General features: G+C 37.8%; 21 protein-coding genes. 6 read left to right on the top strand and 15 right to left on the bottom strand.

Going from position 1 to position 26,831, the window contains the following annotated elements; all coding sequences use genetic code 11:
* Nucleotides 1-12 precede the first annotated feature (12 nt).
* Nucleotides 13-891 (top strand): glycerophosphodiester phosphodiesterase family protein, encoded by an 879-nt coding sequence (locus CQ022_RS02630; protein WP_105682483.1) that lies wholly within the window; start codon nt 13-15, stop codon nt 889-891.
* 503 nt (nt 892-1,394) lie between these two features.
* Here CQ022_RS02630 and CQ022_RS02635 read toward each other — a convergent pair.
* Nucleotides 1,395-1,724, bottom strand: a complete 330-nt coding sequence (locus CQ022_RS02635; protein ID WP_105682482.1) for a hypothetical protein — start codon at nt 1,722-1,724, stop codon at nt 1,395-1,397.
* Between the two features lie 82 nt (nt 1,725-1,806).
* Here CQ022_RS02635 and CQ022_RS02640 point away from each other — a divergent pair, with 82 nt between their 5' ends.
* From CQ022_RS02640 to pelA, 5 genes are all read left to right on the top strand, one after another.
* Nucleotides 1,807-3,387, top strand: coding sequence for a hypothetical protein (locus CQ022_RS02640; protein ID WP_105682481.1), 1,581 nt, complete (start codon nt 1,807-1,809; stop codon nt 3,385-3,387).
* Between the two features lie 444 nt (nt 3,388-3,831).
* Complete coding sequence (locus tag CQ022_RS02645) at nt 3,832-4,419, top strand: Crp/Fnr family transcriptional regulator (RefSeq protein ID WP_105682480.1); 588 nt, start codon at nt 3,832-3,834, stop codon at nt 4,417-4,419.
* Nucleotides 4,420-4,474: 55 nt separating this feature from the next.
* A complete protein-coding gene (locus tag CQ022_RS02650; RefSeq protein WP_105682479.1) occupies nt 4,475-5,158 on the top strand; it encodes an MBL fold metallo-hydrolase in 684 nt (227 codons plus the stop codon).
* Nucleotides 5,159-5,526: 368 nt separating this feature from the next.
* Nucleotides 5,527-6,705: a DUF4861 family protein gene (locus CQ022_RS02655; protein ID WP_105682478.1), complete on the top strand. Its 1,179-nt coding sequence runs from the start codon at nt 5,527-5,529 to the stop codon at nt 6,703-6,705.
* A 29-nt stretch (nt 6,706-6,734) separates the two neighbouring features.
* On the top strand, nt 6,735-7,754 hold the full coding sequence (gene pelA / locus CQ022_RS02660; protein ID WP_105682477.1) for a pectate lyase: 1,020 nt from the start codon (nt 6,735-6,737) through the stop codon (nt 7,752-7,754).
* A gap of 114 nt (nt 7,755-7,868) precedes the next feature.
* On the opposite strand, the gene CQ022_RS02665 is transcribed toward pelA, so the two are convergent.
* From CQ022_RS02665 to CQ022_RS02730, 14 genes are all read right to left on the bottom strand, one after another.
* On the bottom strand, nt 7,869-8,975 hold the full coding sequence (locus CQ022_RS02665; RefSeq protein ID WP_105682476.1) for a polysaccharide lyase family 1 protein: 1,107 nt from the start codon (nt 8,973-8,975) through the stop codon (nt 7,869-7,871).
* A gap of 406 nt (nt 8,976-9,381) precedes the next feature.
* Nucleotides 9,382-9,720, bottom strand: coding sequence for a cupin domain-containing protein (locus tag CQ022_RS02670; protein ID WP_105682475.1), 339 nt, complete (start codon nt 9,718-9,720; stop codon nt 9,382-9,384).
* A 45-nt stretch (nt 9,721-9,765) separates the two neighbouring features.
* Nucleotides 9,766-10,500: a rhamnogalacturonan acetylesterase gene (locus CQ022_RS02675; protein ID WP_105682474.1), complete on the bottom strand. Its 735-nt coding sequence runs from the start codon at nt 10,498-10,500 to the stop codon at nt 9,766-9,768.
* 207 nt (nt 10,501-10,707) lie between these two features.
* Nucleotides 10,708-11,673, bottom strand: a complete 966-nt coding sequence (locus tag CQ022_RS02680; RefSeq protein WP_105682473.1) for a pectinesterase family protein — start codon at nt 11,671-11,673, stop codon at nt 10,708-10,710.
* Between the two features lie 16 nt (nt 11,674-11,689).
* The gene (locus CQ022_RS02685) at nt 11,690-12,598 is read right to left on the bottom strand and encodes an alpha/beta hydrolase (RefSeq protein ID WP_105682472.1); all 909 of its coding nucleotides are present in this window, start codon (nt 12,596-12,598) and stop codon (nt 11,690-11,692) included.
* Nucleotides 12,599-12,773: 175 nt separating this feature from the next.
* Nucleotides 12,774-14,420: a glycoside hydrolase family 28 protein gene (locus CQ022_RS02690; protein WP_105682471.1), complete on the bottom strand. Its 1,647-nt coding sequence runs from the start codon at nt 14,418-14,420 to the stop codon at nt 12,774-12,776.
* A 1-nt stretch (nt 14,421) separates the two neighbouring features.
* Nucleotides 14,422-15,267, bottom strand: coding sequence for a rhamnogalacturonan acetylesterase (locus CQ022_RS02695; protein ID WP_105682470.1), 846 nt, complete (start codon nt 15,265-15,267; stop codon nt 14,422-14,424).
* Nucleotides 15,268-15,273: 6 nt separating this feature from the next.
* A complete protein-coding gene (locus CQ022_RS02700) occupies nt 15,274-16,917 on the bottom strand; it encodes a glycoside hydrolase 43 family protein (protein ID WP_105682469.1) in 1,644 nt (547 codons plus the stop codon).
* A gap of 63 nt (nt 16,918-16,980) precedes the next feature.
* Complete coding sequence (locus CQ022_RS02705) at nt 16,981-18,234, bottom strand: glycoside hydrolase family 105 protein (RefSeq protein ID WP_105682468.1); 1,254 nt, start codon at nt 18,232-18,234, stop codon at nt 16,981-16,983.
* A gap of 11 nt (nt 18,235-18,245) precedes the next feature.
* The gene (locus CQ022_RS02710; RefSeq protein ID WP_228421661.1) at nt 18,246-19,304 is read right to left on the bottom strand and encodes a DUF4861 family protein; all 1,059 of its coding nucleotides are present in this window, start codon (nt 19,302-19,304) and stop codon (nt 18,246-18,248) included.
* Nucleotides 19,291-20,706 (bottom strand): polysaccharide lyase family 1 protein, encoded by a 1,416-nt coding sequence (locus CQ022_RS02715; RefSeq protein ID WP_105682467.1) that lies wholly within the window; start codon nt 20,704-20,706, stop codon nt 19,291-19,293. Before CQ022_RS02715 ends, CQ022_RS02710 begins: the two co-directional genes overlap by 14 nt.
* Nucleotides 20,707-20,738: 32 nt before the next feature.
* On the bottom strand, nt 20,739-21,761 hold the full coding sequence (locus CQ022_RS02720) for a pectinesterase family protein (protein ID WP_105682466.1): 1,023 nt from the start codon (nt 21,759-21,761) through the stop codon (nt 20,739-20,741).
* A gap of 82 nt (nt 21,762-21,843) precedes the next feature.
* On the bottom strand, nt 21,844-23,679 hold the full coding sequence (locus CQ022_RS02725) for a RagB/SusD family nutrient uptake outer membrane protein (protein WP_105682465.1): 1,836 nt from the start codon (nt 23,677-23,679) through the stop codon (nt 21,844-21,846).
* 10 nt (nt 23,680-23,689) lie between these two features.
* Nucleotides 23,690-26,707, bottom strand: coding sequence for a SusC/RagA family TonB-linked outer membrane protein (locus tag CQ022_RS02730; protein ID WP_105682464.1), 3,018 nt, complete (start codon nt 26,705-26,707; stop codon nt 23,690-23,692).
* Nucleotides 26,708-26,831 lie beyond the last annotated feature (124 nt).

Consider the following 26,831-nt stretch of genomic DNA (forward strand, 5'->3'; position numbering starts at 1 on the left):
AACTTTAAAATTATGCTCAACAATAAATTATTAAAACTGTTTCTTCTTATTATTTCGTCTCTCCACTTTGCTCAGCAAAAGAAAATTTCACTTTCCGCTTTTCCCGATAACAAAGTAATGGTGGTTGCCCACCGTGGGGATTGGAGAGAGGCTCCGGAAAATTCGGTGTGGGCGGTAAAAAAAGCCATTGAAAAAGGAGTAGATATGGCTGAGATAGATCTTGCCATGACGAAAGATAGTGTTTTGATCCTGATGCATGACAACACCATCGACAGAACGACAACAGGGAAAGGAAAGCCGTCTGATTTTACATTAGCCGAGATTAAAAAACTCCATCTGAGAGACGGATTAGGAGTGGAAACCCAAATGAGTGTTCCTACTTTACAGGAAATTTTAGAGATTTCTGATGGGAAAATACTTCTGAATCTGGACAAAGGTTTTGAGTATATAAAACAGGTATATCCTTTAGTGAAAAAACGAAATATGCTTGATCAGATTTTGTTTAAAGGTCATGAATCTTACTCAGAGTTCAATCAAAAATATGGTGATATAAAAAATGAAATTCACTATATGCCGATTATCCAGCTGGGGAAAGAGGAAGATCTGAAAAAAATCTCAGAGTACCTTAAGAGCTATAAAGTTTATGGTTTTGAATTTACAATCGGAACCACAGAAAAGAACCTGATTGATTTTAAAAAACTCAGAGAAACTAAGGTTAAAATCTGGGTAAATTCATTGTGGCCGCATCATAATGCCGGAAATAATGATGATCTGGTTCTGGATCATCCCAATATATATGACTGGTATATTGATAAAGGTGTCAATATCATTCAGACTGACCGTCCGAAAGAACTAATCCATTATTTGAAAAGTAAAAAACTTTATTTTTAAGAATTAGAAGAGCTGAAATATTCAATTTCAGCTCTTTTTATCTATTGCGTAAGTTGTATAAGCTTTATTTCCTATGATGGAATGTTCAGGATGATACTCACAAAAAATACTTTGGAAATTGAAAGTTTAAGAAAAAAATAACTGGAATGTGCCTTTTTTAGGATATTTTAACAGATACTTTATGATTTGTGTCATAAAACAAATGCCATGTATTTCACTATATTTGGAATAATAAAACTAGCCATGTAATAAGCCAACATAAAAACTTGTTAAACTAAAAATTATTAAAGATTACCAAAGATTATGAAAGACTTATTTTCACTCAACGGGAAGAGGAAGGATCATGTTATCAGGCACTTTAAAAAAGAGATGTATCCATTGATAGAGAATGATAATTGGATTATCGTTATCATTAAAAAGTGGTATCACACCATGATTGTATCCTATTTGATATGCAATGATTTAGTTGCTTTAACTATTGTAAGAACAAAATTCTCTCCATTTTACGAAAAATATACGGTACAGTAGTGCCTTGATAAACTATTTTTATTTTTCAACCCATTCATTTTTCCAGAACAGGCAATTCCCAGTTTTGCCTGTGCATTCTCCCCTCTGATACAATGAATTCCGATATCACCTACAACCGCTGTTGTTTCACTATCAGTGATTAACAGTTTCAGGTTGGTTGAATTCTTTCGCATTTCTCTGGATAAAATTCTCCACCTCTTTCTCAGAATTTCAGGAATCCAGCTTTGAAATATATTGGTTTCTGCATCTGAACGGGAATTTATAGTTGTGGATATTTTTCCACAAGCCAGTAAATGTATTTCCACGGCATTCGGAGATTTTTTACATCTATATTAGGATACCTTTACCCCATAATAATATCAATTAAGATATGTAAAACAATAATGAATGGTTAAAATTTATACAAAATTAATTGTAGCAGTGTTAGCTTTAAGTCCCACTTTTGCTTTTGCCCAAGCAGGAAATGTTGGTATTAATACTGCAAATCCAGGTTCTACTATGGATATCGCTGGATCATTAGCAGCAAATTATAATGCGGTCAATGCGAACTCTTATAATTTGAACTCATCAGATTTCCATGTCTCCTATAACGGTGGTTCCAATGCTGTTTTTAATCTTCCTTCGGCAATCAGTGGGGTTGGAAATTATAAAGGACGTATTTATAGGATTAAAAATAATACAAACTTTAGTATTACAGTAAATTCTGCAACTCCAGAGACCATTAATGGAAATCCCAATGTTCTTGTACCGGCAAATCAAAGTGTAGAGTTAATCAATACCGGACTTACAGGAGCTGCTTCTACATGGGAAGTACTTTCAAAAGGAACTTCTTCTACAGGAGATTATATTATTGTAAAACCAAACGCCATTCAAACAGTATCTACCGGATCAGATGTTACGTTTGGGTCTGTAATTGCAACCAATAATATTACTTATAATGCCGGTGTTTTTAATTTGAAGGCAGGGAAAACCTATGTGCTTCGTTGCCAACTGCATGCTACAGAGTTCTCACTGGCTGGAGGTTTCTTTGTCTATGAATGGGTGGATGCTTCAAATAATTCTGTTCTTCCTTCCAGTACCACCGGTGTTGTAGATGCTATCAATAATTATCCTGCCACTACAATAGGAGGCCAGCCAGAAGCCTATGCTATTTACAGACCTACGGTTGATACCTCTGTAAAAGTAAGATTAGGAGGAGCAGGAACAGCTCAGTTGAATCCTCAAATAGGATTTATGACTGTTACAGAACTTGCAGGAGGTAATGGTAACGGAGGAACAACGATTATTAATAACAATATTACCGCAAGCAATGGTCTTACATTATCAGGTACCGATGTAAAGCTGGGAGGAACCCTTTCACAAGCTACAGATATTGCAATGGCGGGAAACAATTTAAGTATTAATGGTGCCGGAAAAGTCCTGATGGGGACCAATACAGTACCCTCGGGGGCAGCAAATGCAAAAGTTATTATTGATAATGGAACTACTAATGGAGCTCTTCAGATTAAAGATGGTACTCAGCAGCTGGGGTATGTACTCACAAGTGATGGTAATGGTTTAGCAACATGGTCATCTACTGTTACTACAGCATTTGCCAATAATTGGACGCCCTATACCGGAACATTGGTAAATCCTTATACGGGAGGAACCGGAGCTGCCGGATTGAATACGGGAATTCAGGTCACTATTCCTGCAAAGGGCTGGTATTTTTTCCGATGTGGAGTTGCTATCAATTCTGACTGTAATGATTACTTTTTTTATATTAATGGTATTGGTGATGTCTGGAGAAGCTACTGTGGATCAAACACTGCTGCATTCATGTTTCCAAGAGATCAGAACCGTGTATTATATTTTGCTACACCCGGAACCTATACTGTGTTAGCTGGAAAAACAAACGGAATAGTTCCAGCCTCATTCAATGCCGGAAATCCTTCTTTTTATCTGGATTTTGTAAAATTCCAAAACTAATAGAGCTACTTTTTTATAGAAATAATAAGGTTCGGAGATTCTAAAAACACATAAAAAAATACTGCAGGGATTTATTCCTTGCAGTATTTTTTTATGGATTAAAAACGAACCCCTTTTCGGTACTATGAAAAAGTAGTGATTTTATGTGATTTGTCTTAATAAAAAAGAAAGGCTGAGCCAAAACTGTCCCTATAGTTCTAATTTTACATTTCCTATATATCTTCAATGCAATAATTAAAATGGGATGAAAGATACAGAGATAACACCATAGATTCAAGCTACACCAGAAACATTGCTCGCTTTGGATAGCCACATCCATAAAGTTGAAATAGTAAAGGACATCGATCCTTTTTTAGTGTGCAATAATTGCTAGTTTTGTATGTTGGATTTGTTGAGTAACCCATAGACGGTTAAGAAGAAATAAAATAATAAAAAGAGTGCGAAATGACTGACGTATTTGAAAATTACCTATCCTCCATAGGAAGACTGTCTGCTGAGGAAATTACCTTTGCTACAAAGTTCTTCAAACCGATCAACTTAAAAAAAGGTGATTTTTTTATTCGTGAAGATGAGCCTTGCCGTTATATAGGATTTGTCGCCAGTGGCTCTGTAAAAGCATATGCAACTGATAAAGAAGGAAAGGAAAATATAACCTGCTTCAAGTTTGAAAATGAATTTGCTACCTCGTTTCCTGAGTTTATGGCACAGGAAAAATCCAGAAGGAGTATCAGGGCTATTGAGGATAGCATAATCTATAGGATAAACTACCTGGACTATCAGTATCTGCTTGGTCAGTTGGTGGCTTTGAATGAAGTTATAAAATCGGTAATGGAGCAGGAGTATAACCAAAAGGAACGTTATATGCTGAATTATAATAATAGGTCGGCGGTAGATAAATATCTTCATGTCTTATCTAATGAACCGATACTCATTCAGCGAGTAACAACACAGGATCTGGCATCGTATCTGGGCATTACGCAGCGATCACTTACACGGGCGAAGGGACAAATCCACAGACCCGGTATATTATAGGACAAATGTCCTTATGCAGCTCTGATCAGCGATGTAGATTTGCACAAAAAAAACGATGTTACGTCAAATTGCTCCCGAGGTATTCCAGATTTCACTGATGCCACGAAATAGTATCAACTGCTATATTATCGAAGGTGTATTGATAGACTCCGGAATACGGAGTTCGTATGCCACTATAAGGAAAGCTCTCCAGAAAATCCCCGTTTATCAACATGTGCTGACCCATGCTCATGCAGACCACCAAGGCTGCAGCGATCAGATATGCGCTGAGTTCGGAATACCTTTGCTCTGTCATCCTGATGAAGTTTTTAGAACCGAAACAGGTAGGGTAACCAATGACTATCCAACTCCCCGGCATTGGGTAGCAAAGCTTCAACAAAAATATTGGGCAGGGCAGGGACACAAAGTAGATCAGACAATCGTTGAAAATGATAGGATCGGAAACTTTCGGGTAATAGAAACTCCCGGACATTCGGCAGGTCATATTTCTTTATTCCGTGAGCAAGATGGTGTACTGATCATCGGAGATGCGGCGACCAATATGAACCTGCTCACAACAGCGACGGGCTTGCGGCTTCCGCCAAACATATTCACATCAGATCAGCAGCGTAACATCAAATCGCTTCAGAAACTGGCAGAACTGAACCCAGCCATACTCTGCTTCGGTCACGGACCAATCTTGCAAAATAGAGATCGGAAGTTTGAGGAATTTGTGACTCAATGTAGTGTAGTTGTTTAATAAAGATAAGCCGTTCGGTAAATTATGGTTTAAATGTACTTTATGCAGGCTTCATTCATATGGTGTTATTTTTCGCTCATGTCCTAATGGTTCTATGGATAAGTTGTTTAATAGTTAAATATTTGGTTATTAGTTATTTATTCTGGTGTTGATTATTTTCTGTCGAAATAAAAATGACACTGTTTGTTTTAAAATGGTGTCATTGGGTTTTATTGAACTTTAAATTATTTACAGGATGATGATGGAGGAATTGAAGAGTAGGATCATTTATGAGCTATCAGTTACTATTGCCTATGATGAAACTCTAAGTTTATAATCTCTATATTGAAAATATTTTCTATTTTTGGAGAAACTGTAGACCTCTATGTATGAATAAAGTAAGTTTTAAATTAATTTGCGCAATCGGTTGCATTTTTTCGTGTTTTTTATATGGTCAAAGATCTGTAAAGGTTGTTAATTCTTTGGATTTTTCCAGAAATGAGGTAGTGGCAATTCCCAGGACTATGCTGAAGTCATTCTTACATAAAAACAGTGAGGAGGAACTTAGAATAAAAGATGCAAAAGGGAAATGGTTACCAATTCAATGGATAGATTATGATGCTGATGGAAAAAATGAAGAATTACTTTTTCTGGTGAATATTGATGCAGGAAAGACCAATGTATACTCTATTGTTGCGGATGGGAGTGTTCAAATTCCGGGAATCGGAATTTCTACCTATTCGAGATTAGTCCCGGAAAGAGTAGATGATTACGCCTGGGAAAATGATAAAATTGCTTTCAGGGTATATGGTCCAAAAGGCCAGCAGGAAGCTTTGCAGGGAATAAAAAGCAGTACACTTTCAAGCGGTGTGGACATCTGGCTGAAAAGAACAGACCAGCCTGTTATCAACAAATGGTATAAAGGTTATCTTACAGATCCTATGTATTATCATAAAGATACAAGAGGGGAAGGTTATGACCCTTACCATGTGGGAAATAGCAGAGGAACAGGTGGAATTGGAATCTGGAAAAATGAAAAACTTCAGGTTTCCCAAAACTTTGTTACTTCCAGAACAATTGCTGAAGGTCCTTTAAGAACAGTTTTTGAACTGACTTATCAGCCATGGAGTGAATATGAAGTGAAAGAAACCAAAAGAGTTTCTTTGGATCTGGGTTCCAACTTTTCTAAGTTTGAATCTGCTTTTGAATCAGAAAAACCTGTTCCTAATTATACTATCGGAATTACGTTGCATAAAAATGAAGGAAAAACCCAACTGAATGATCAAAACGGATATTATCTTCACTGGGAGAAAATAGACGATGCTTTTGTGGGAGAAGGAATTGTTATAAATCCGAAAATCGTTGAAAAATCAATTGCTTTTACCTCTAATGTTCCTGATGAAAGTAATTTATATGTTATTACCAAGCCTTATAAAACCTTAACTTATTATGCCGGGTTTGCCTGGCAGAAAAGTGGGCAGGTTCAAACAGAGAAAGACTGGGAGAAAATGCTTCAGAAGCAGGCTAGTATCATTGCAAAACCATTAGTGGTGGAAGTAGGAGAGTAATGAAGTGGTAATTTTTTAAATAATATAAAATGAATCTAAAAATATACACATGTGCATTAGGACTACTGTCGGTAACTTATTCTGCCCAGATTAAGGATACTCTGGCGGAAAAAATGCTGATCTATCAGCTTCCTAATGGTGGCTGGGGAAAACAGCTGGAAGATAAGTCGGTGGTAAACTATAGTCTGCCGATTGATAAAAATCTTTTAAGAAAGATAAAATCTACCGGGGATGATCATGCAACGATTGATAATAATGCAACATCCAGAGAAATCAACAGCTTGATTAAAGCGTACGCCACTACCAAAAATCCAGAATATTTAAAAGCTGCAGAAAAAGGAATCAATTATCTCCTTCTGATGCAGTATGAAAATGGAGGATTCCCACAGTATTATCCCAATACAGGGCTTTATAGAAAGCAGGTGACTTACAACGATAATGCGATGATCAATGCTCTTACTGTTTTGTACAATGCTGCGGAAGGCAAGAATAATTTTGATGTGATTTCATCTTCTTTAAAAGAAAAATCAAAAATAGCTGTTCAGAAAGGTATTGGATGTATTTTAAAAACTCAGGTAGTTCAAAAGGGAAATCCTTCCATCTGGGCTGATCAGTATCATGAAATTACTTTGCAACCGGATAAGGCAAGAGCTTTTGAACCTGTTTCATTGGCTACGGGAGAATCAGTAGGAATTATAAGGTTTTTGATGCAGCAACCCGTGACTCCCGAAATAGAAAAGTCAATAAAAGCAGCAGTAGCGTGGTTTAAGCAGAATAAAATAGAGGGATATAGCTACAATGTTACCAAACAGAATGGTAAAGCAGTTAGAGTATTGGCTGAAGATAAAAATTCTGTGATCTGGGCAAGGTTTTATGATATTCATACCAATAAACCTTTGTTTGGAGACCGTGACGGAAGTGTAAAATACAATTATAATGAAGTTTCGGAAGAAAGAAGAAACGGATATAGCTGGTTTGGTGATTTTGCAGAAAAACTTTTAGCTAAAGAATATCCAAAATGGCTTGAGAAAAATAAACTGATTGAATAATAGATCTTTAACAGGAGCGGGTTTCAACCCGCTTATTTTTTTCAAATAAAAAAAGAGCATCTCATTTCTGAGACGCCCTCTTCCTTTTATTATTGCTATTATTAAAGCCTTCTTTTAAAACTGATCACAAACATTTCCTCCTAAAGTAGCGCCCGCATTAGCTGTTACATCTGCCTTTACATCTGCCACGTTAAGTTTTGTGATACTGTATGGCGGAGTGAATGCTGTTCCGCTTCCTGCTGTATTTCCGGTAACATTGATGAAACTGCTTCCGGATTGGGTTACTGCTGTAAATCCACTCATTAGGTTGATAGGCTCTTTTACATTTTCAAAAACATTTCTTTCTACCAGAATATTCGCCTGAACTCCTGCTGCAATACATTTGTTGCTTACAGAACTGTTGAAATAGCTGTTCAGGATATGAATTTTACCAAATCTTACTCTTGGCATACGCTCTCTGCATCCAGGTGCCCACCAGCATCTGACAAAAGTGACATTCAGTTTTCCGGCATCAGCAGTGGCGCCGTCGCTGGATCCGATAAGGTTCGAGAATCTGTGATCATCGGTTCCTCCCGAACCTCCTGGTTTTGGGGCTTTCAGATAATGGAATTTGGTATAGGAAACCGTAACATAGTCGGATTTGTTTTTGATATCGAAATTACCGTCAACCCCGTCTCTGAATTCACAATGATCAATCCATACATTTCTACAGTCGTCAAGAATAGCGTTATCCCAACCATCGGTGTCATAAGCACCCGGACCTTCAAAAATCAGATTTCGGATAATAATATTGTTACATCTTTTAATATTGATAATGCCTGAACCATCTTTGGTCTGGTTTGTAGAAACCAGTTTGGCTCCGCTTGTTCCATAGATTGTTTTTCCTGTTTGATCCTGAAGCGATAAACGGGTAGTGATGGTAATGGTTCCTGTTACTTTGATCACTTTCACAGCTGTATTTTCAATAGCCGCTTTTAACTGAGCGTAGGTGGAAACGGTTGTTTCTGCTGCTGTTCCGCCACCGGTAGTTCCTCCATTTTGAGAAGCCCATCCCGGAGCTACACAATTGGCCAGAGGAACAATCTTTTGTGCGAGAGCATTTTTAATGTTGAGTTCGCTTTGTGTAAGGTCATTGTTGATTTCTTCCTGACCACATCCGGTTAAAGCAAAAGCAGAGGTTAGAGCGGCTGTTAATAAGGCCGTCTTAAACGTTGTTTTCATAGTTTATATTTTGTGATTTGTTCTGGTGTAAAATTATAGTATTAATATTAAAGTATTTTATATTTTAATATATTAATATTTATATAATTATAATGTTGAATATTTTATTTGATCAATCGGTTGCATTTTATATTTTGTTTAAATATTGATTTGTTATTTTAAACTGTTCATTAAAAATGGCAGTATTTTATATTTTTAATGCTTTGTTTTTATTAAATTTTTCTCACAGATTTCACAGATCTCGCGGATCTTTTCATGATGATCGGCTCGACTTGCAAAACATGAAGAAACTCATAAAATATTTGTTGTTCAATTTTATCGGAGATAAAATCTTTGCGTCTTAAAAACGGATAGTATTTCAAATAAACCTTGCGCCTTTGCGTTTTTCCAACCTCTATTTATCTTATTAAACAAAAAAATCTTCCCGAAAAGGTGTAAATGAATCAATGAGCTTTCCCTCTTCAAGACACCTTACCCCATGGAAAATATTGGGCTGTGCAAAAAAGCCATCACCTTCCTGTAAAATTTTTGTTTCATTATCTACTGTAACTTCAAACTTTCCGGAAGCGACATATGTGATCTGAGAGTGAAAATGCTGATGCAAAACTCCTACAGCATTTTTTTCAAATTTTACAATCGCCATCATTATCTGGGAATTATATCCAACAAACTGCCTGGAAATACCATTTCCTAAATCTTCCCATGCAGTGTTCCCATTAAAGAATGGTTCTTTTTTGAAATTCATTTTATCTTTTTTAATTAAAATTTTGTACGATCTGTACAATTCGTATTATTTAATATACTTCTCTAAGCCTGTTTTCAGATCTTTCAAAGAAGTTACAGCCAGTTTTGCAATAGATTCTGCACCCAGCTTTGACAAATGGGTATCGTCATCTTTTCCTTCCGGATAATAAGGTTCATCACCTTTTTTATAATGCAGATGCAGTTTTTTTGAGTTTTCCGGACCATAGGAAATTTCCAGCTGCTCTGACAATAATTGTAAATCCACAAAAGGAACTTTAAGATCATTGGCAACCATTCTGACCACCAAAGGATATTCTTTATGTGTATCCACCAAAACACCGTTCTCATTAAAATTTCTTCTGACAATAGACGTCATCAGAATAGGAATAGCACCTTTTAATCTCGCTTCAGTTACATATCTTTCAAGATTGGCTCTGTATTGAGTATACGGATTGGTAAATCGTATTGAGTCATTGATTTTCTGGTCATTATGTCCAAACTGGATGATCACAAAATCCCCCTTCTTAAGCTGATTCATCACTTTATTCCATCTTCCTTCCGCTATGAAGCTCTTTGAACTTCTCCCGTTAGTTGCATGATTCTGAAGGGAAATTCCAGAGGTCAAAAGAGAGGGAAGCATCTGCCCCCAGCCATGTTCCGGGTTTTTATCCGGATTTTCTTTATTGGCCATGGTAGAATCACCAATGAGGAATAAAGTAGGTTGTTGTGCATAAGTGAGGATGGACAGGAAGAGGATGAGAAGGGTAAGTTTTTTATTCATTTTTATTTTATTTATTATAATTCTTTTGTCTTGAAATCGAAGATCCTACATTGTTGAGCAAAAAGGTTGGGGAAGCGTAAAGACGCAAGTTTTTTATCTCTGATAAAATTGGTAGTAACATCTTGCTGAAAATCTCTGATTTTCTTGCGTCTTAAAAGAGCATGATGTATTCAAAACCTTGCGCCTCTGCGATTATCCAACAATTATTTATTTAGGGTTCCAGCCATCAAGGATTTTCTTTAAGGTGTAATTTTTAAGATCTTTTTTTGTCAATTGATGAGACCAGCTTACCCGTTTTGAAGGATTTCCACCATCACCTTTGCTTCTGTATTCTGCGTAATAAGCGGTTTTTTCTTTATCAGGAAACATTTTGTCTCCTTTCCAGGGATTCCAGCCTTCGGGCAGAATGTGTTTTCCCATTTCCGTATTGATAAAAACTGTTTTAGCATACGGTCTCCATGGCCTTCCGAGATACACTTTAGACACCTCATCTTTAGCAATAAGCTTACAATCCAAAAATACCAATCCGTATTTTCTGTCAATTTCCGTGGCGGCAGCAGTGATGTAAGAATCGGCTAAGCTTTTAATCGTACAGTTTTTAAAAACAACGGTTGCCTGCCCGAAAATAAAATCGGTAGTTCCTTCTATATAACAGTTTTCAAAATACTGCCTGCTATGGTTGGTTGCAGCATAAAAAGTGTCCTGACAACCAATAATATCAGCGTTTTTCATTACAAAACGGTCTCCTTCTACATGAAGCGAAACCGCCTGTCCTTCATTGCATGAACTGTTTTGAACGGTCAGATTGCTGATTTTGATATCATCACCCATTACCAGAAGAGTATAGGAGTTGAAAGTCGTCATCTTTTCATGAAAAGCATCAGGTTTTCCGGAGAAATCATTGTTGGTAATTATCGTATTGTTTCTGTTTTCCCCTTCCAGTGTGATCTTATGTTTCGAAGAAGGAATAATCACTTTCTCATAATAGATTCCTGTTTTGATTTTAATTAAAGCTTCTGCTGGTCCAAGATCTCTTACTGAATTGATTGCTTTCTGAATGGTGGTAAAATCTCCGCTTCCATCCTGAGCCACTGTAATGGTGATGTAAGGTTTGCTCTGTGTCCATAGAAACTGAACGATTGGCAGGAACAGAATTAAAAATAATTTTTTCATAAGATCCGGTTAAAAATTATTTCAACACTTTATTTAAAAAATCAACAGTATAGTTCAATGTTTCAGTGAACCATGGCTCTGCAGACCAGAATGAGTGTGGAGAATCTTTGATCTCATGAAATTCAGCAGGAATTTTATAAATCTGAAGCTTCTTCATCATATCATCTCTTCCTGCATGAAATCTGGGCTGTGAACTGTTGATAAAAAGAGTAGGCGGAGTATTTTTATCAACATATTCTAGCGGTGAAGCTTCCGTCCAGTTTTTGAGATTGGTATTCCGGTCTCCATCCAGCCAATAGGAGGCGTAAGTACTTTCTTCAGCTTCAGGATGGATGAACGAAACAATTCCGTCAATATTGATGATTGCCTTTATTTTGTTTTTGGCTTTTACGCCTACCAGGGTTGCCATCTGCGCTCCGGCAGACTCCCCAAAAACAACTATCTTCTTTTTGTCTAAAGAATATTTTTTGTGATGTGTAGTTAACCATTGAATAGCGGTTTCTATGTCTTCAATTCCGGCAGGATATTTTGCAGCATCCGCAAGGCGATAACCAACAGCAATGACTACAAATCCTTTTGAAGCTAATTCCATAGCCATATATTTTTCATTATCCTTGCTTCCGGAAATCCATCCACCACCGTGAACCATTGCAATTCCTGCATGCTTTTTTGAATCATCAAGAGGGTAGTATACATCGGCTTTTAATGATGTTCCGTTGATGTTTTTGTATTCAATATCCTTGTCGATTTTAATATTGGGGGGAACAGGACGATCAATAGGGCTAATGGAGGGATGTTTTTTCTTTAATTTTTCAAAAGTTCCTTCATTGGTGTAAGGAGTAGCATTCGGTCTGCTTACCTGCCCGAATGCCATCGTCCCTACAAAGAAAATAGAAATATAAGTATGTCTTTTGTTAAAAATCATTTTGTCAGATTTTTACATTGAAACCATTAAGAATTTTAAGCTATTAAGATGAATGAAGAAAATCCTTCTGATTTTTAAGTGGAATTTGTAGTGCAAAGTCCTGCTTAATATTCTTAAAGATTTAACTCATCTTAATGGTTTGTATAATTTCAGTTTTATTTTACTGCATTTCTAGCTACCTCGTTCCTATAGAAACAGTGCTTTTATCAGATAGTAAATCTTTAGGTACTGTTACATCTTTGGTTTTGTTTCCTAAGACTTTGATATAAGGTTTTATTGGTGATTCAAATTTCACAGTAGACAGGTTGATATTTTTACTGTTATAAACCGTTGCTCCCGTTCCTTCCGTATATTTCAGGGTTACATTCTTCAACTGAATTCCGTCTGCATCAACAATAGTCAATGCTTTTTTTGTATCGAATTTTGAATCTTCAATCACTATGTTTTTAAGGTTCATTTCGGAAAGTCCAAATAAGGTAATGGCTTCATACGAATTAACCGCATTGATGTTTTTAAAGAATATATTTCTGAAAATCGGAGTTTCCTCTGTTACAGGATATACTTTTTCCGGGGTTTTATTGCCTTCCTGTTTCTGTCCGTCTTCCAAAACGGGGGAAGAGCCTTCATAAAACATATTAAAACCGATTGTCTGTGTCGGAATATTAATCATATCAATATTTTTGATGTAAATATTTTCTACAATTCCGCCTCTTCCACGGGTTGTTTTGAAACGAAGCCCGATATCTGTTCCGATAAAAGTACAGTCGGAAACATGAATATTTCTGGCACCTCCGGACATTTCACTTCCTACGACAAATCCTCCATGTCCATGATATACGATATTGTTTTTGATGATGACATTTTCAGTAGGCATTCCTCTTTTTCTGCCGTCTTCATTTTTTCCAGATTTAATACAGATTGCATCATCACCCACATCAAATGTATTGTCGTAGATCAATACATTTTTACAAGATTCAAGATCTACACCATCACCGTTTTGAGAGAACCATGGGTTTCTTACGGTAAGGTTTCTTAAAATCAGATTGGAGCACATCAGAGGATGAAGATTCCACGCCGGGGAATTCTGAAAGGTCGGACCATCTAACAATACTTTGTCACAACCCACCAGACTTACCATCACCGGACGCAGAAAATCTTTTACTGTGTTCAGTTCGTCTTTTGAGATTTTATCGGGAACATTGAAGCTTGAGCTGCTTTCAAATCCTTTTTTATAGCTTTCTGAAGGATACCATGTTTTGCCATCGGAAGATAATATTCCACCGGATTTTACGATTTCTTTCCACTCAGATTCTGCCAATTTGCTTTTTTTAATGGCTCTCCAGGCATCTCCGCTTCCATCAATGACTCCTTTGCCTGTGATGGCGATATTGGTGGCGTTTTTTGCTGAAATAGGAGATTGGCAACGTGTAGTGTTTAACCCTTCAAAACTTACATCTACCAATGGGTAATCATTTTTATCTTTACTGAAAATAATAAACGCTCCTTCTTCTACATGAAGATTAATGTTGCTTTTCAGTTCAATAGGACCTGTTAACCACATTCCCCTTGGCACTACCAGTTTTCCGCCTCCTTTTTTGCTAAGGTCATCGATTGCTTTTTTGAAAGCAAGTGTATTTTTTACATTTCCGCCTGAAACTCCACCAAATTGGGTAATGGAAACCGTATAGGCTGGAAAAGATGTTTCCACAACCTGAGGCATTGTAAACTCAATGTTTTTATAAATATCCAGATTCTGAGCATAGGCATGCCCGGAAAACATCATGGTTACTGCTAAACTGATAATGGTAAGTGACTTCTTCATGTTATTTTTTTTGAGTTTTAATTATATTTTTAAATTCCTGATAGACCAGGGCAGCAACTATCTTTGCTCCCTCAGGCTGAAAATGAGTATTGTCTTTTTGCCCTTTAGGAAAGGCTTCATACGTATTTTCCGGAAGATTCATAAAATAATGACTGGTGGTAAAATTCTGTCCTTTTTTAGTAAAATACTCCATGGATAGTTTGTTTAAATCAATATAAGGAACGTTCATTTCTTTAGCGACATCCATAGGAGCCTGCCAGTATTCACCGTGTACATTTTCAAGTTTTCCGTCTTTCCACGGATAATTTCTTGCTACAGGAGTTACAATAACAGGACTTCCTCCTTTTTCTCTCGTCTGAGAAACGAATAACCGTAAAAATTCTTTATATCCCTGAATATTCACATAACGTTCGGGATGCTTTTCTGAACCATCATTGTGTCCGAATTGCATAATCACATAATCATTGGGCTGAAGATGCTCATACACATAACGCCATCTTCCTTCCTGGAAAAAAGTTCGTGTACTTCTTCCGCCATGAGCTCTGTCAACTATGACTACCGAATCAGTTGTGAAAGCTGGTCTCAGAGTTTCAATGCTGTCTTTTGCAAAGAAAGGCTGAAAAACCTGCCCCCAACCTGTAATGGGATACCGCACTTTCATATAGTCTTTTCCGGGATCATAATTTCCGGTGTAATCGGCCATGGTGGAATCTCCGATGAGGTAGATATGGGTAACTTTTTTATACTGTTTTGTAATCGTTTTTTGTGCCTTATCCTGGGACTGGCATGCTGATAAGAGAATTAGACTGAACAAAAAGTAAACGGTTTTATGTAGATTTTTCTTCATGACTTTTTATTTCTTTGTAATTCTGAACCATTCAAAATCTGCATGTCCTCCACGAGGTGCTTTTGCTGTACTAATGCTGTACAGGCCTACTTTTGCTCCAATCCATTTGCCTGGTTTTGCCTGAAAAATATCACCAGCTTTGATGAAATTTTTACCATTTTCACTGTAACTGAACTGGCATAAACCATTAGGTTCATTTACATTAACTTTCAAATAGACTTCGTTACTTTTTAATGGAGTTTCAAACAGTATTTTTTCTTCCCCGCCTTTTTCTGCTTTTTCTGCTTTCCTGAGTTGGAGATAATACCCATCAGGTTTGTTGGTGATCACTAAAGATGCATGATCTAGCCCCATGATTAATAATCCTGCTGTTTTTCCTTCTTTGGCATCTTCCGGAGTCAGTTTCACCTTTGTGGAGGCTGCAAAATTGGGAGCTGGAAATTTTTGAGTTAAGAGATTAGGTACATTCCAAAGGTTTTTTTCTCCTTCCGGAACTTTTATAGAGAAGAGTCTTAAAAATTTTTGTCCGGGAATTTTGGAAGACCATACAATATTTTCATTCGCACTCCATTGCCATTGTAATCCTAATTTTTCACCATCAAATTCATCGGTTTCCGGAGGTGTTAAAGCAGGGTAGTATTGTCCAATATCAGGTTTTTTATAGGTTGAAACAGGTTCGCCTATTCCGTTTTTATTATAATCCACTCCCATTACCGGCCAGTCTTTTTCCCATTTCATCGGCTGTAGGTGAATGATTCTTCCTCCGGCATCCACATCCTGAAAATGATAAAACCAGTCTTCACCGGAAGGAGTATCTACCCATGCTCCCTGATGGGGTCCATTAATGGCTGTTGAGCCTTGCTCCAATACTATTTTTTCTTCATAAGGACCATAAATGTTTTTTGATCTCAATACCAACTGCCATCCTGTAGCTACACCACCAGCAGGAGCAAAAATATAATAGTAGCCATTTCTTTTATATAGTTTAGGTCCTTCAACGGTAGGATGAGTGTCATGCCCATCAAAAATATGAATTCCTTTATCGAGAACTTTTGTTCCTTCAGGATTCATTCTGTTCAGAGTCAGAATACTTTTTACTCCTGCACGACTTCCCGCCCACCCATGAATAAGATAAGCGTTTCCGTCTTCATCCCAGAACGGACAGGAATCTATTAATCCTTTTCCCTCCATTACCAAAACCGGTTTTTCCCAGGTTCCCAACGGATCTTTGGTTTTTACCATATAAATTCCGAAATCAGGATCTCCCCAATAAATATAAAATTCTCCTTTGTGGAATCTTATGCTTGGTGCCCAAACTCCGTCACCTCTTTTCGGGGTCGAGAAATGTTCAAGAGGAAGGATGTCCTGAATGGCATAATTAACCAATTTCCAGTTGATCATATCTTTAGAATGAAGGATAGGAAGCCCTGGAGTTTCATTGAAACTGGATGCCGTCATATAATAATCGCTGCCCACACGGATAACATCCGGATCAGAGTAGTCTGCATATAAAATAGGATTTCTGTAGTTTTTTCCCTGATCAGCAGTCCAGACTTCGGAAACATAGTTTTTTTCCTGTGCCTGAAGGTATGCTGAAGCCGCTGAACAAGCTGTAATGGCAATAATATTTACAATACTTTTTGTCTTCATACAATCAATTATACTTTACCTGACTTACCAATCCTTGACAAGGATGATAATTTCCCAATTTTTTTATTTTTCAAATTCTAAACTTGCCAGGATAAAAGGTCCTGTTCCTTTCGGGTCATTGGAACGTACTTCTTCATTCACGTAATACTCATAAGAACCGCTTCTGTAGGGTGTTCCGCCTAGTCCGGCTACTGCACAGCATTTATTTAAGCTGACAATACCGTTTTCATCTACTGTAATAAGGTTTTTGATAATACCCTCGTATCCTTTTTTTGCAGATGCTTTATACGATTGGGGTAGATATCCTTTGTTGACAGATTTTATCATGGTGTATACAAACATAGATGAGCCTGTAGCTTCCAGATAATTTCCTTTTTCTCCGCCTTTATCCAATACCTGATACCAAAGTCCTGTTTTGGAATCCTGTACTTTGATGACGGCATCACAGTAAGATTTGAGGTAGGTAAGTAGTTTTGTTCTTCCCGGATGATTTTGAGGCAAATGGTCTAAAACATCTACTATTGCCATTCCATACCAGCCCATTGCTCTCGACCAGAAATTGGGTGAAAGACCTGTTTCTTTGTTGGCCCATTGCTGTTGACGGCTTTCGTCCCAGGCGTGATAAAGCAGCCCTGTTTTTTTGTCTAAAAGATGCTTCTGAATCAGATCAAACTGGTTGATGATATCACTGTAAGCTTTTTCAGCTTCTTCACCTTTTGAAAAATAGTGAGTGTAATGTGCGTAAAATGGTTCACCCATGTATAATCCGTCCAGCCACATTTGATTAGGATAAATTTTCTTATGCCAGAAACCGCCTTCTGAAGTTCTTGGCTGACCATCTATCTGAGAGCGAAGGGTTTGTAAAGCTTTTAAATATTTGTCTTTTTTCTCCTGTTGGTAAAGGTAGAGAAGGATATTTCCACAATTCAGCATATCGATATTGTATTTGGAGAGATCATAAGAAACGATGCTTCCATCTTCTTTTACCATGGTATCACCGAAGGTTGTGATATACTGATAATATTCTTTGTTTCCGGTTTTTTCGTATAATCTTTCTGCGCCTTCCAGGACAATTGCTGTGGGATAGCTCCATTTCGGGGCTTTGTTGTAATCCAGCATCCATGCTTGTGGGAATCGGCTTATTTCAGAAAGGAGCATTCTTTGAGACCATGGAAGTTTAGAGGAAATTTTTCCATTGGCTTCCGTTCGTATCTCTGATGATGCTTTTTGTAATGGTTTTTGTGCGCAGGAAAAAAAGAATCCGGAGCATACAGTTGCCAGCGCATAGATTTTAATAGAGCTATTGATAAAGTTCATGATTGTAAACCTTAAAGTTGGTGAGTTTGATCGAGAATATCCAGTTTTTGATCCAAATCCTGGTAAAAAGATTCTTCGGTTGTTAAGCCGTTAGGTTCCTGAGACCATGCGCCCATAAAATAATAGGATACATTTTTAGTTTTTTTGAAAACGATGGTATGAGTAGATTTTGTTTTTACGTATTTATCAAAACTTTCAAGAGGGTAGAAGACTGCCATTCCCAGATTGTCTTCTTTTTTGGCTAAAGTTTGCGGTCCATAAGTCGCAATATAACCCCATTTTTTATTTTTACTGATTCCCTGTTTCATGGGAATATCTTTGAAAGCAACGATTCCGGTACACAGACCTGAAAGGCTGTTGCTCAGATTTAAGTCTACTTTTACAAAACGGTCTTTTCGAAAAATTGTTAGTTTTGATTGCAGGTCTACGGGATTACCCCAGGTTTTCCAGCCTTTGTAAGCAATAAGGGCATAAGACTGATCTTTTTCATTGACTACTTTTACATTCGTATTTTTTACGATTTTAAAGGTTTCAACATAATCATTCTGCTCATCATATCTTCCGTAAGAGCCTATTCCAATGGTACGTCCGGATTTCAGAATATCCTGTCCCCACGGAGCATAGTGATGATAAGATTCAAAACCGTCCTGGCCAACTTCAGGCAATACGAGTCCCGTTACTTTTTTACCGAAAATGTCGGTGGCATTTCTCCAGTCCAGATAGAGTCTGTAGCCAACCTGATTATTTTCAAGACCAATTCCTTCGTATCTGATATAAGAAGAATGATCTGTGTGGGCTTCTGGAATTGTAAGCTCCTGAACATTTTTGAAAGTCCCTCCAATGTATTGATTCCCTTCCCATTTTCCGCCTTCTTTTACAGACAGTTCAGCGTAAGAAAATGCAGCTTTTGGGTTTTTCTTAATGGCTTCAATCACAGAAGTCTGCGCTGAAAGATTTGTGCTGATAAAAGCACCTGCTATAATTATTTTAAATAAACTGAGTTTCATACTTTTTCCTGTTGGGTTACCGATTTCTGTTGGTGATTTTTCATGGTTATTAGTTTTGTTCATCGGTTATTGTACGGACAATATCATTCATGTAGACTTCTATATTGTCATAGTTTTTATCAAGATCCCTTCCGTTGGCATTGGCTGATTTTGGGTTCAAATGATGTTTTATTTCCCATTCATCCGGCATTCCGTCGTTGTCCGAATCGAGGAGAGGTACTGCCTGTTTTAAAAGGGGAAATCCACCTGTGTCATTTTGAGAATCAATGATTCCGTTTTTACTTCCTTTTGAGCCTGTGTAAGTAAAGCCTCCGGTTTGAATGTCTTTTAAAACATGAAGATCAACAGCATCTCTTACCAGGCTTGCTCCACTGGATTTGAGCACTTTCCTGTAAGCTTCCTCCGCAGAATGGGTTTTGATGTTATTTTCAATATCATGAGGCTGATTGATTTTAATAGAATTTCTATCCTTTTCTACTAAGTTGTAGCTTGGCTTCATCTGGCTGAAAACACCTTCTGTCCAGTTATCTTTGCTAATTTCTGGATTTCCTTCCATCACATTTCCGTTGATGTAGTATTTTCCCCATATATCATAGACTTCTGTTTTTGGATTTTCATTTTTATCGATGGCGACAATCCGTTGTCTGGTGATGGTTGCAGGGCCCGGTTTGTAATAATTATTAACGAGATTCACGTTCATTCCTTCACCTCCATAGATACTGTTGTGGCCCCAGTTGTAGATCACATTATTCCTGAAGTCAGTAAGGTCGGTGAATGCAAATTTACTTCCTGCGTATTCACCTAACCGTGGATTTCTGCTGTCGTGATGTGCATAGATATTATGATGGAATGATGCCCATTTACCTCCGGCAATTCCGCCATAACCATGTGCCCCTTTCTGATGGAAGCTGTTTCTGAGGCTTTCCGCAACAATACACCACTGCAAGGTTGTGTTTTCGTTGGCATAGATGGAAACGGTTTCGTCTGTAGACCAGCTCATAGAGCAATGATCCATCATCAGATTTTTGATAAATCGGGCTCCCAAAGCATCGCCTTCAAATTTTTTCTGATCTCCCATTCTGAATCTCAGATAACGGATAATAACGTTGTCAGCTGCTACAAATGTTTCATAATTGGCAATGGTAATTCCGTCTCCGGGAGCGGTTTGTCCGGCAATAGTGACATTACCTTCTTTTATTTTTAAAGGAGATTGCAGGTAAATTGTTCCACTGGTTTTAAATACAATATATCTCGGACCTTTCTGATTCAGGGCATATCTTAATGTCCCTTCAGAATGATCATCTTTCAGATTGGTAACAAAATATACTTTTCCGCCACGTCCGCCTGTTGTGAATCTTCCAAAACCTTCAGCACCTGGAAAACTCAATATTTCCTGCGCATTGATCAGCGGAGAAATACTGCATACAATTCCGGTAGCGAATAGTGTGATTAAGCTCTTTGCCATGATTTTAAAATTCTCTTTGGGAGTAGGTTAAATTATTGTAAGCTCTTTTTTGCATTCCAGTTATCCTTGCCTTTAAGGATATTGTCTGCCGTATATTTTTTTCTTTCCTGCTGGGTCAGCTGATGTGACCATGAAGCTCTTTGAGCAATAGTAGCTCCAGCTCCTTTTGAGTTGCTTTCTGCATACAATGTGGTCTTTTCTGCTTCCGTCTTGTTCCAGTTGTGCCATCCTTCTGGCTTTATAGTTTTGTTAAGCTCACAGTCAATATAAACCGTTCTGGCAAAAGGTCTCCATGGTCTTCCCAGATAGACGGAATGGTCTTTTGCATTTCCAATAATCTTTGAATTGATAAAAACGAACCCAAATTCATTTCCCTGTGGGGTAGAAGCGGCTGTAATATAACTTGCCGTTTCTTTGGAGTAGATCATACAATTTTCAAAAACGGCAGTTCCTGCTCCAAAAATATAATCCGTTGTTCCTTCTATATAACAGTTTTTAAAATAATTTCTTGATGGTTTTGTCTTGTCTTCAAGATCCTGTGCTCCTTTTACATATAGAGTATCCTGATTTCCCAGGAATCTGCAGTTTTCAAACGCAATCCTGTCGCCGGAGGTTAATACGGCAACGGCTTGTCCGACTTTTCCGGAACTGTTTTCAAATGAAATATTTTTTGCCGTAAAATCATTTGAATAAATAAATATCGTAGACGAACCTGTAGTTCCGATCTCTTTCCCTTCAGGATTCTTTTTGGAGGCATAATCATCGTGAGTAATGATCGTTTTTTCTGGATTTTCACCTTCCAGCAGGATAGCTCCTTTTGTTTCCGGGATGGTAATCTTTTCTTTATAAATTCCGTTTTTAATAAAAACTTTTGTTCTCGTTGAAGAACTGTTTTCAATGGAATTGATGGCTTGCTGGATGGTTATGAAATCACCTTTTCCGTCTTTCGAAACCACGATGGTTTTATCCTTTGTTTTGAAAGAAAGAAGGTTAAATAAAGCAATCAAAGCAACAGAAAACAGAGCCGTGTTTTTTAAAAAAATGGAATATTTCATAAAGCAATTTTGGTTTAAAATACAGGTTGTGTCCCAAAAGAGAGCAACCTGTATTTTTGATATGAATGTAAACTTAAACTGTCTAGTATCCGTAATCCTGAGTAAGATTATAATTTGAATTGATTACGTCCAGCGCAATAGGAAGAAGTTCCTTTTTGTTGGGCTGGAAATAATAAGCATAACTTTTCACAGGATCTCCGTTGATGTAAGGCTGTGTCATGGCAAGTCTCCAGTTGATTTTCGTATATCCTGAAGGCGTGGCAACACTTTGGTTAGGATTGTAGAAAACATCGGCTTTGTTGATTCCGTTGACATAAATATCCATATCCAGTACATTTTGTTGAGCCGTTTTTGTAGGCACATAATTAACAACAGTAGAAGCTGGCTTTTTATAAAAGATATACTCGGGAACATTCGCGTAAGCTCCGGTGCCGTTCATGAAATCTGTAAGCTTTTGTCTGGTTTCATTGATCTTTGTTTCCAGAAGGTTCCAACGGATCAGATCATATTTTCTTAAACCTTCGCCTCCGAATTCCAATAATCTTTCCTGAACAATATATTTGAAAAAGTCATTTTTAGAAGTTGGAATGGTTCCCACCTGGCCAATATTTCCGGCATAAGCTCTTTGTCTGACAGCCATTACAGCATCAATGGCTTCCTGAGAAGGAGCACTGTGAATTTGGTTATCTGCCTCTGCAAACATTAATAAAATATCTGCATATCTCAAGAGCGGCCAGTCAATTCCTAAATTCTGGGATGTTCCTGTAATGCTCGTCCAGGATTTTCTGAACTTTCCATCATTCCAATTAATAGAAGTCTGAAGATCCTCCTGTTTGCTCGTACTTACTCTAAAAATAGCAATATTGACATCTCTTCTCAGATCATTTTTACCGAATTCATAGAAATAAGTAGGAATAGCACTGATTCCTCCTGCCGATTTCCAGTCTGAGTCATCATGCCTTAACCCATTATAATATCCGATTTTAGAATCTGTTCGTGAGTTTCCTCCAAATGCTCCGATAGCGAAAATAATTTCATTCGTTGTATCCGGGCTGTTGGTATGCAGTGATCTGAAAAGACCTTCGTAACTAGGATTTAGCTTATGCTGTCCGGAATTGATGATTTCTTTACACTCATCATAAGCGATCTGATAATACTTCTGAGGATTGGTGCCTTGTACCATTAATTGGGGGCTTCTTCTCAGAGAATATCCTGCTCTTGCCAGGGCGATTCTCGCTCTTAATCCTTTTACAGCAGCTTTTGAAAGTCTTTGTGCTGTAGTTCCTCCTTCAGATTTCCATGGAACTAAAGTTGAAGCTTGAGCAAGATCCTCCAGTATCTGATCATAAATGATGTCGCGATCCGTTTTAGGTAAATATACCGAAGGAAGATCAGCTGAAGGTTTGTCCTGAAAGGGAATATCTCCCCAGTTTTTAATAAGATCAAAGTAGAACATTGCTCTTAATGTCAACGCTTCCCCAAGATAACGGTCCATCAGTTTTTTATCAGCTGCGGATCCTGTTTGATACACAGGAGAAAGTGGAATGTTTTTAATAACCAGATTGGCTCTCTCAATACCCGTGTAAGTATCAAGGAAAGGTCTTAATAATTCTGTATTGGTAGGAATTGCTCCAAAACAGCTGACTCCTCTTCTGTCATTGGCATTGTAATCTCCTGACGTCCTGAAATCGTCTCCTGACTGGGAAAGAATAAGGTTCATTCTCTGTCCATAGGTATTGTCACCCATAGCACTGTTGTAAACTCCTACAAGAGCAGCAAAAGTATCCGGCGCTGAGTCAAACTGTTGCTTTTCTGCGGTATTGGAAAGATTTTCTACCTCTAAATAATCACTGCAGGAATTAAGAGTAACCACGCAGGCAAGAGATAAGAAAAAACTTGAAAATTTATTTTTGTTCATAGCGTTCGTTTTAGAAAGTGATATCTACTCCTGATAAGATAAATCTGCTTCTTGGATAAGCTGAATAATCAACTCCCGGAGTTAATGGATTTCTTCTTGTATTGGCTTCCGGATCAAATCCTGAATAGCCGGTAATTGTAAATAAATTATTCACAGTAGCATACAGTCTCAGGTTTTTCACTCCGATGGCTTCTAAAGATCCTTTTGGAAGGCTGTATCCAATCGTAAGGTTATTCAGTCTTAAGAAAGAGCCGTCTTCAATAGCATAAGAATGTAGGAAATAAGCCCCTGCAGGCGGAGTCCACATCGTTGTATTGGCATTAAGGGCGGCAAGAGCGGTTGGGTCTGTTACCTTATTTCCTGCGTTGTCAAACCATCTCCATCGGTCTGCCACTTCAGCAAGCATGTTATTATCCTTATACAGATATTGGGTTGTATATTCTACTTTGTTGGCATTATACACTTTGTTTCCGATGGAAAAATTGAAAAGAAGGCTCATATCCCAGTTCTTATAACGGAAGGTCTGAGTAAAACCACCGTAGAATTTAGGCTGTGCGCTTCCAAGATCAGTCATGTCTTTGCTGTCAATGACACCGTCGCCATTAAGATCCTGAAGTTTAAGATCCCCCGGCTGTATGGCTTTGGCACCGTTGGCCACAGCGGCAGAGCTTGCAATTCCGTTTTTTAAAGTATAGATCTGAGTGGCTGCATCATAATTAAAATCACTCACTTCATATCTTCCGGCCGTAACATATCCCCAATAAGTTCCTACCGGTTTGCCTACCTGAACAAGGAAATCAAAGAGGTTATTCTGCCATCCGGAAGGGTAGTAGTAAGAATTGGAACTTGCAGAAGCATTGTTTCCTAAGCTTTTGATCGTATTTCTGTTGGAGGAGATATTGGCATCAATCTTCCATGAAAAGTTTTCTTTACTGATGATGGTACTTCCCATTGATAATTCGATCCCTTTATTTTCACTGCTTCCTGAATTTTGATATTGAAACTCATATCCGGAAGTCTGGGGTATTTTAGCCAGTAATAAAAGGTCTTTCGTATGAGTCTTATAGACGTCAAGGGTACCATAAAGTTTTCCTTTAAATAAACCAAAATCTATTCCTGCATTATAAGAAGTTGCCGTCTCCCATTTCACGTTAGGGTTTGCCATGATATTTCCGGTTGTGGCACCAGGTGTAACACTGGTTCCAAAAGCATATCCATAGTCTGAAGAAGAGGTGAAGAAGGTATCATATAAAAAAGCTCCGATTCTGTTATTTCCTGATTTTCCATATCCTAAACGAAGTTTCAATTCATTGACAAAATTGCTTTGTTTTAAGAAATTTTCTTCCTTGATTTTCCATGCCAGAGAGGCTGCAGGAAAATATCCCCACTGGTTGGGACCTGGCTTGAAAACACTTGAGCCATCAGCTCTCATGGATACCGTTGCGATATATTTATTATTATAGATATAATTTACTCTTCCAAAGAAAGACGCCAGACGGTCTACTTCTCTTGCGGTTTTAGGAGCATCCTGAACCATTCCTGACGGAGGTGAAGCCAGCTGTGAATTGGCAAATGCTTCCTGTGCCGAAGAAGACTTCGGGAACCATTTGATATTAATAGACGTTGATTCTCCGTCTGTTCTTACCGTTTCCTGACCCGCTAGCAAATCCAGCTTGTGATTTCCAAACGTTCTTCTATAATTCAGGGTATTGGTATTGGTAATTCTTCTGGTTTGAGCATTGCTTAAAAATACTACAGGCTGATCATTATTCTGTCTTGCAAGGTTGGTTACCGGGCCGGAAAACTGGTTGACAATCTGATCTCTCTGCACATATCCGATTACACTTCGGAAAGTGAAATCTTTACTGATTTTATAATCGAGCGTTGCATTAAGCAATAAATCATTTCTTCCGCTTTCTTTTACTTCATCATTGGCCAGGAGAATTGGATTGACGAGGTTGGTCTGATCAGCGAATAAAGGATCAAATTCATCAACATCTACCGTAGAACCTCCTTCAAAAGGCTGATACCTTATAGCATTTCTCAATCTGTTGGTCGTTTGCGAACCGGAAGCAGAAGTTCCCGCACCATAAATCATTTGGCGGCTATAACGGGCATTAAGACCAATGCTCAGTTTTTTTGAAATATCATAATCATACCTGAAGTTGGCCATATTTCTTTTAAATCCGGAACCAATCATAATCCCGTCTTCTTCTACATTATTCAGAGTTAAAGAGAATGCCGAATTTTCATTTCCTCCGGATAGAGATACATTATGGGTAAAGTTGAAGGCTTCTCTTCCAAAGAGTTTATCCTGCCAGTTTACATTCTTGACAGATTTATATTTATCCAGCTGGTCAAATGTTCCGTAACGGGTGTTAAAAGTTTCAATATCTTTCAGGTCTCCGTTCTTATAATATTGTTCATACTGATAGAGTACATACTCATAAGGATCCAGAACATTAAGCTTATTCTGAATGCTTCTTACCCCTACAAAACCATTATAATTGATCGTTGTCTTTCCCTTTTTACGGCCTCCTTTTGTTGTGATCAGAACAACACCGTTGGCTCCTCTTGAACCGAATATAGAGGTTGATGAAGCATCTTTTAAAACCTCAATTGATTCTATTTCCTTTGGTGATAAGATCGTCAGGGCATTATCCATCTGTACACCATCTACAATATAGAGTGGGGCATTGCTTTGGGTAATGGAATTTCCACCGCGGATTACAATATCCACATCAGCTCCGGGAGATCCTTCACTCAGGGAAACCTGTACTCCGGCCAGTCTTCCCTGGATAGCTTCAGCAGCATTGGTAGACGGCATATCTTTAAGCGCTTCGCCTTTCACCGAAGAAACAGCGTTGGTAACATCTTTTTTAGAAACCTTTGTATATCCCACTAAAACCACATCATCCAGTTTGGTTTCTTTATCTTTTTTTGTTTCTTTTTCTTGAGCCATTGCAAGGACAGGAAGCAGAAAAACAGTTAAATATAACCACTTTATTGATTGTACTCTTTTATCCATTGTATATCCTTATAGTTTTAATTCTTGGTTGAAAGTTTTTTCAATCTTTCTTGTTTAGGACTGTTAAGTATTCTGCGGACTTTAGTGGTCATGAAGCTTTTAATATTTTTTTACGCTTTTGTGC

The sequence above is a fragment of the Chryseobacterium culicis genome (assembly GCF_002979755.1).
GTDB lineage: Bacteria > Bacteroidota > Bacteroidia > Flavobacteriales > Weeksellaceae > Chryseobacterium > Chryseobacterium culicis_A.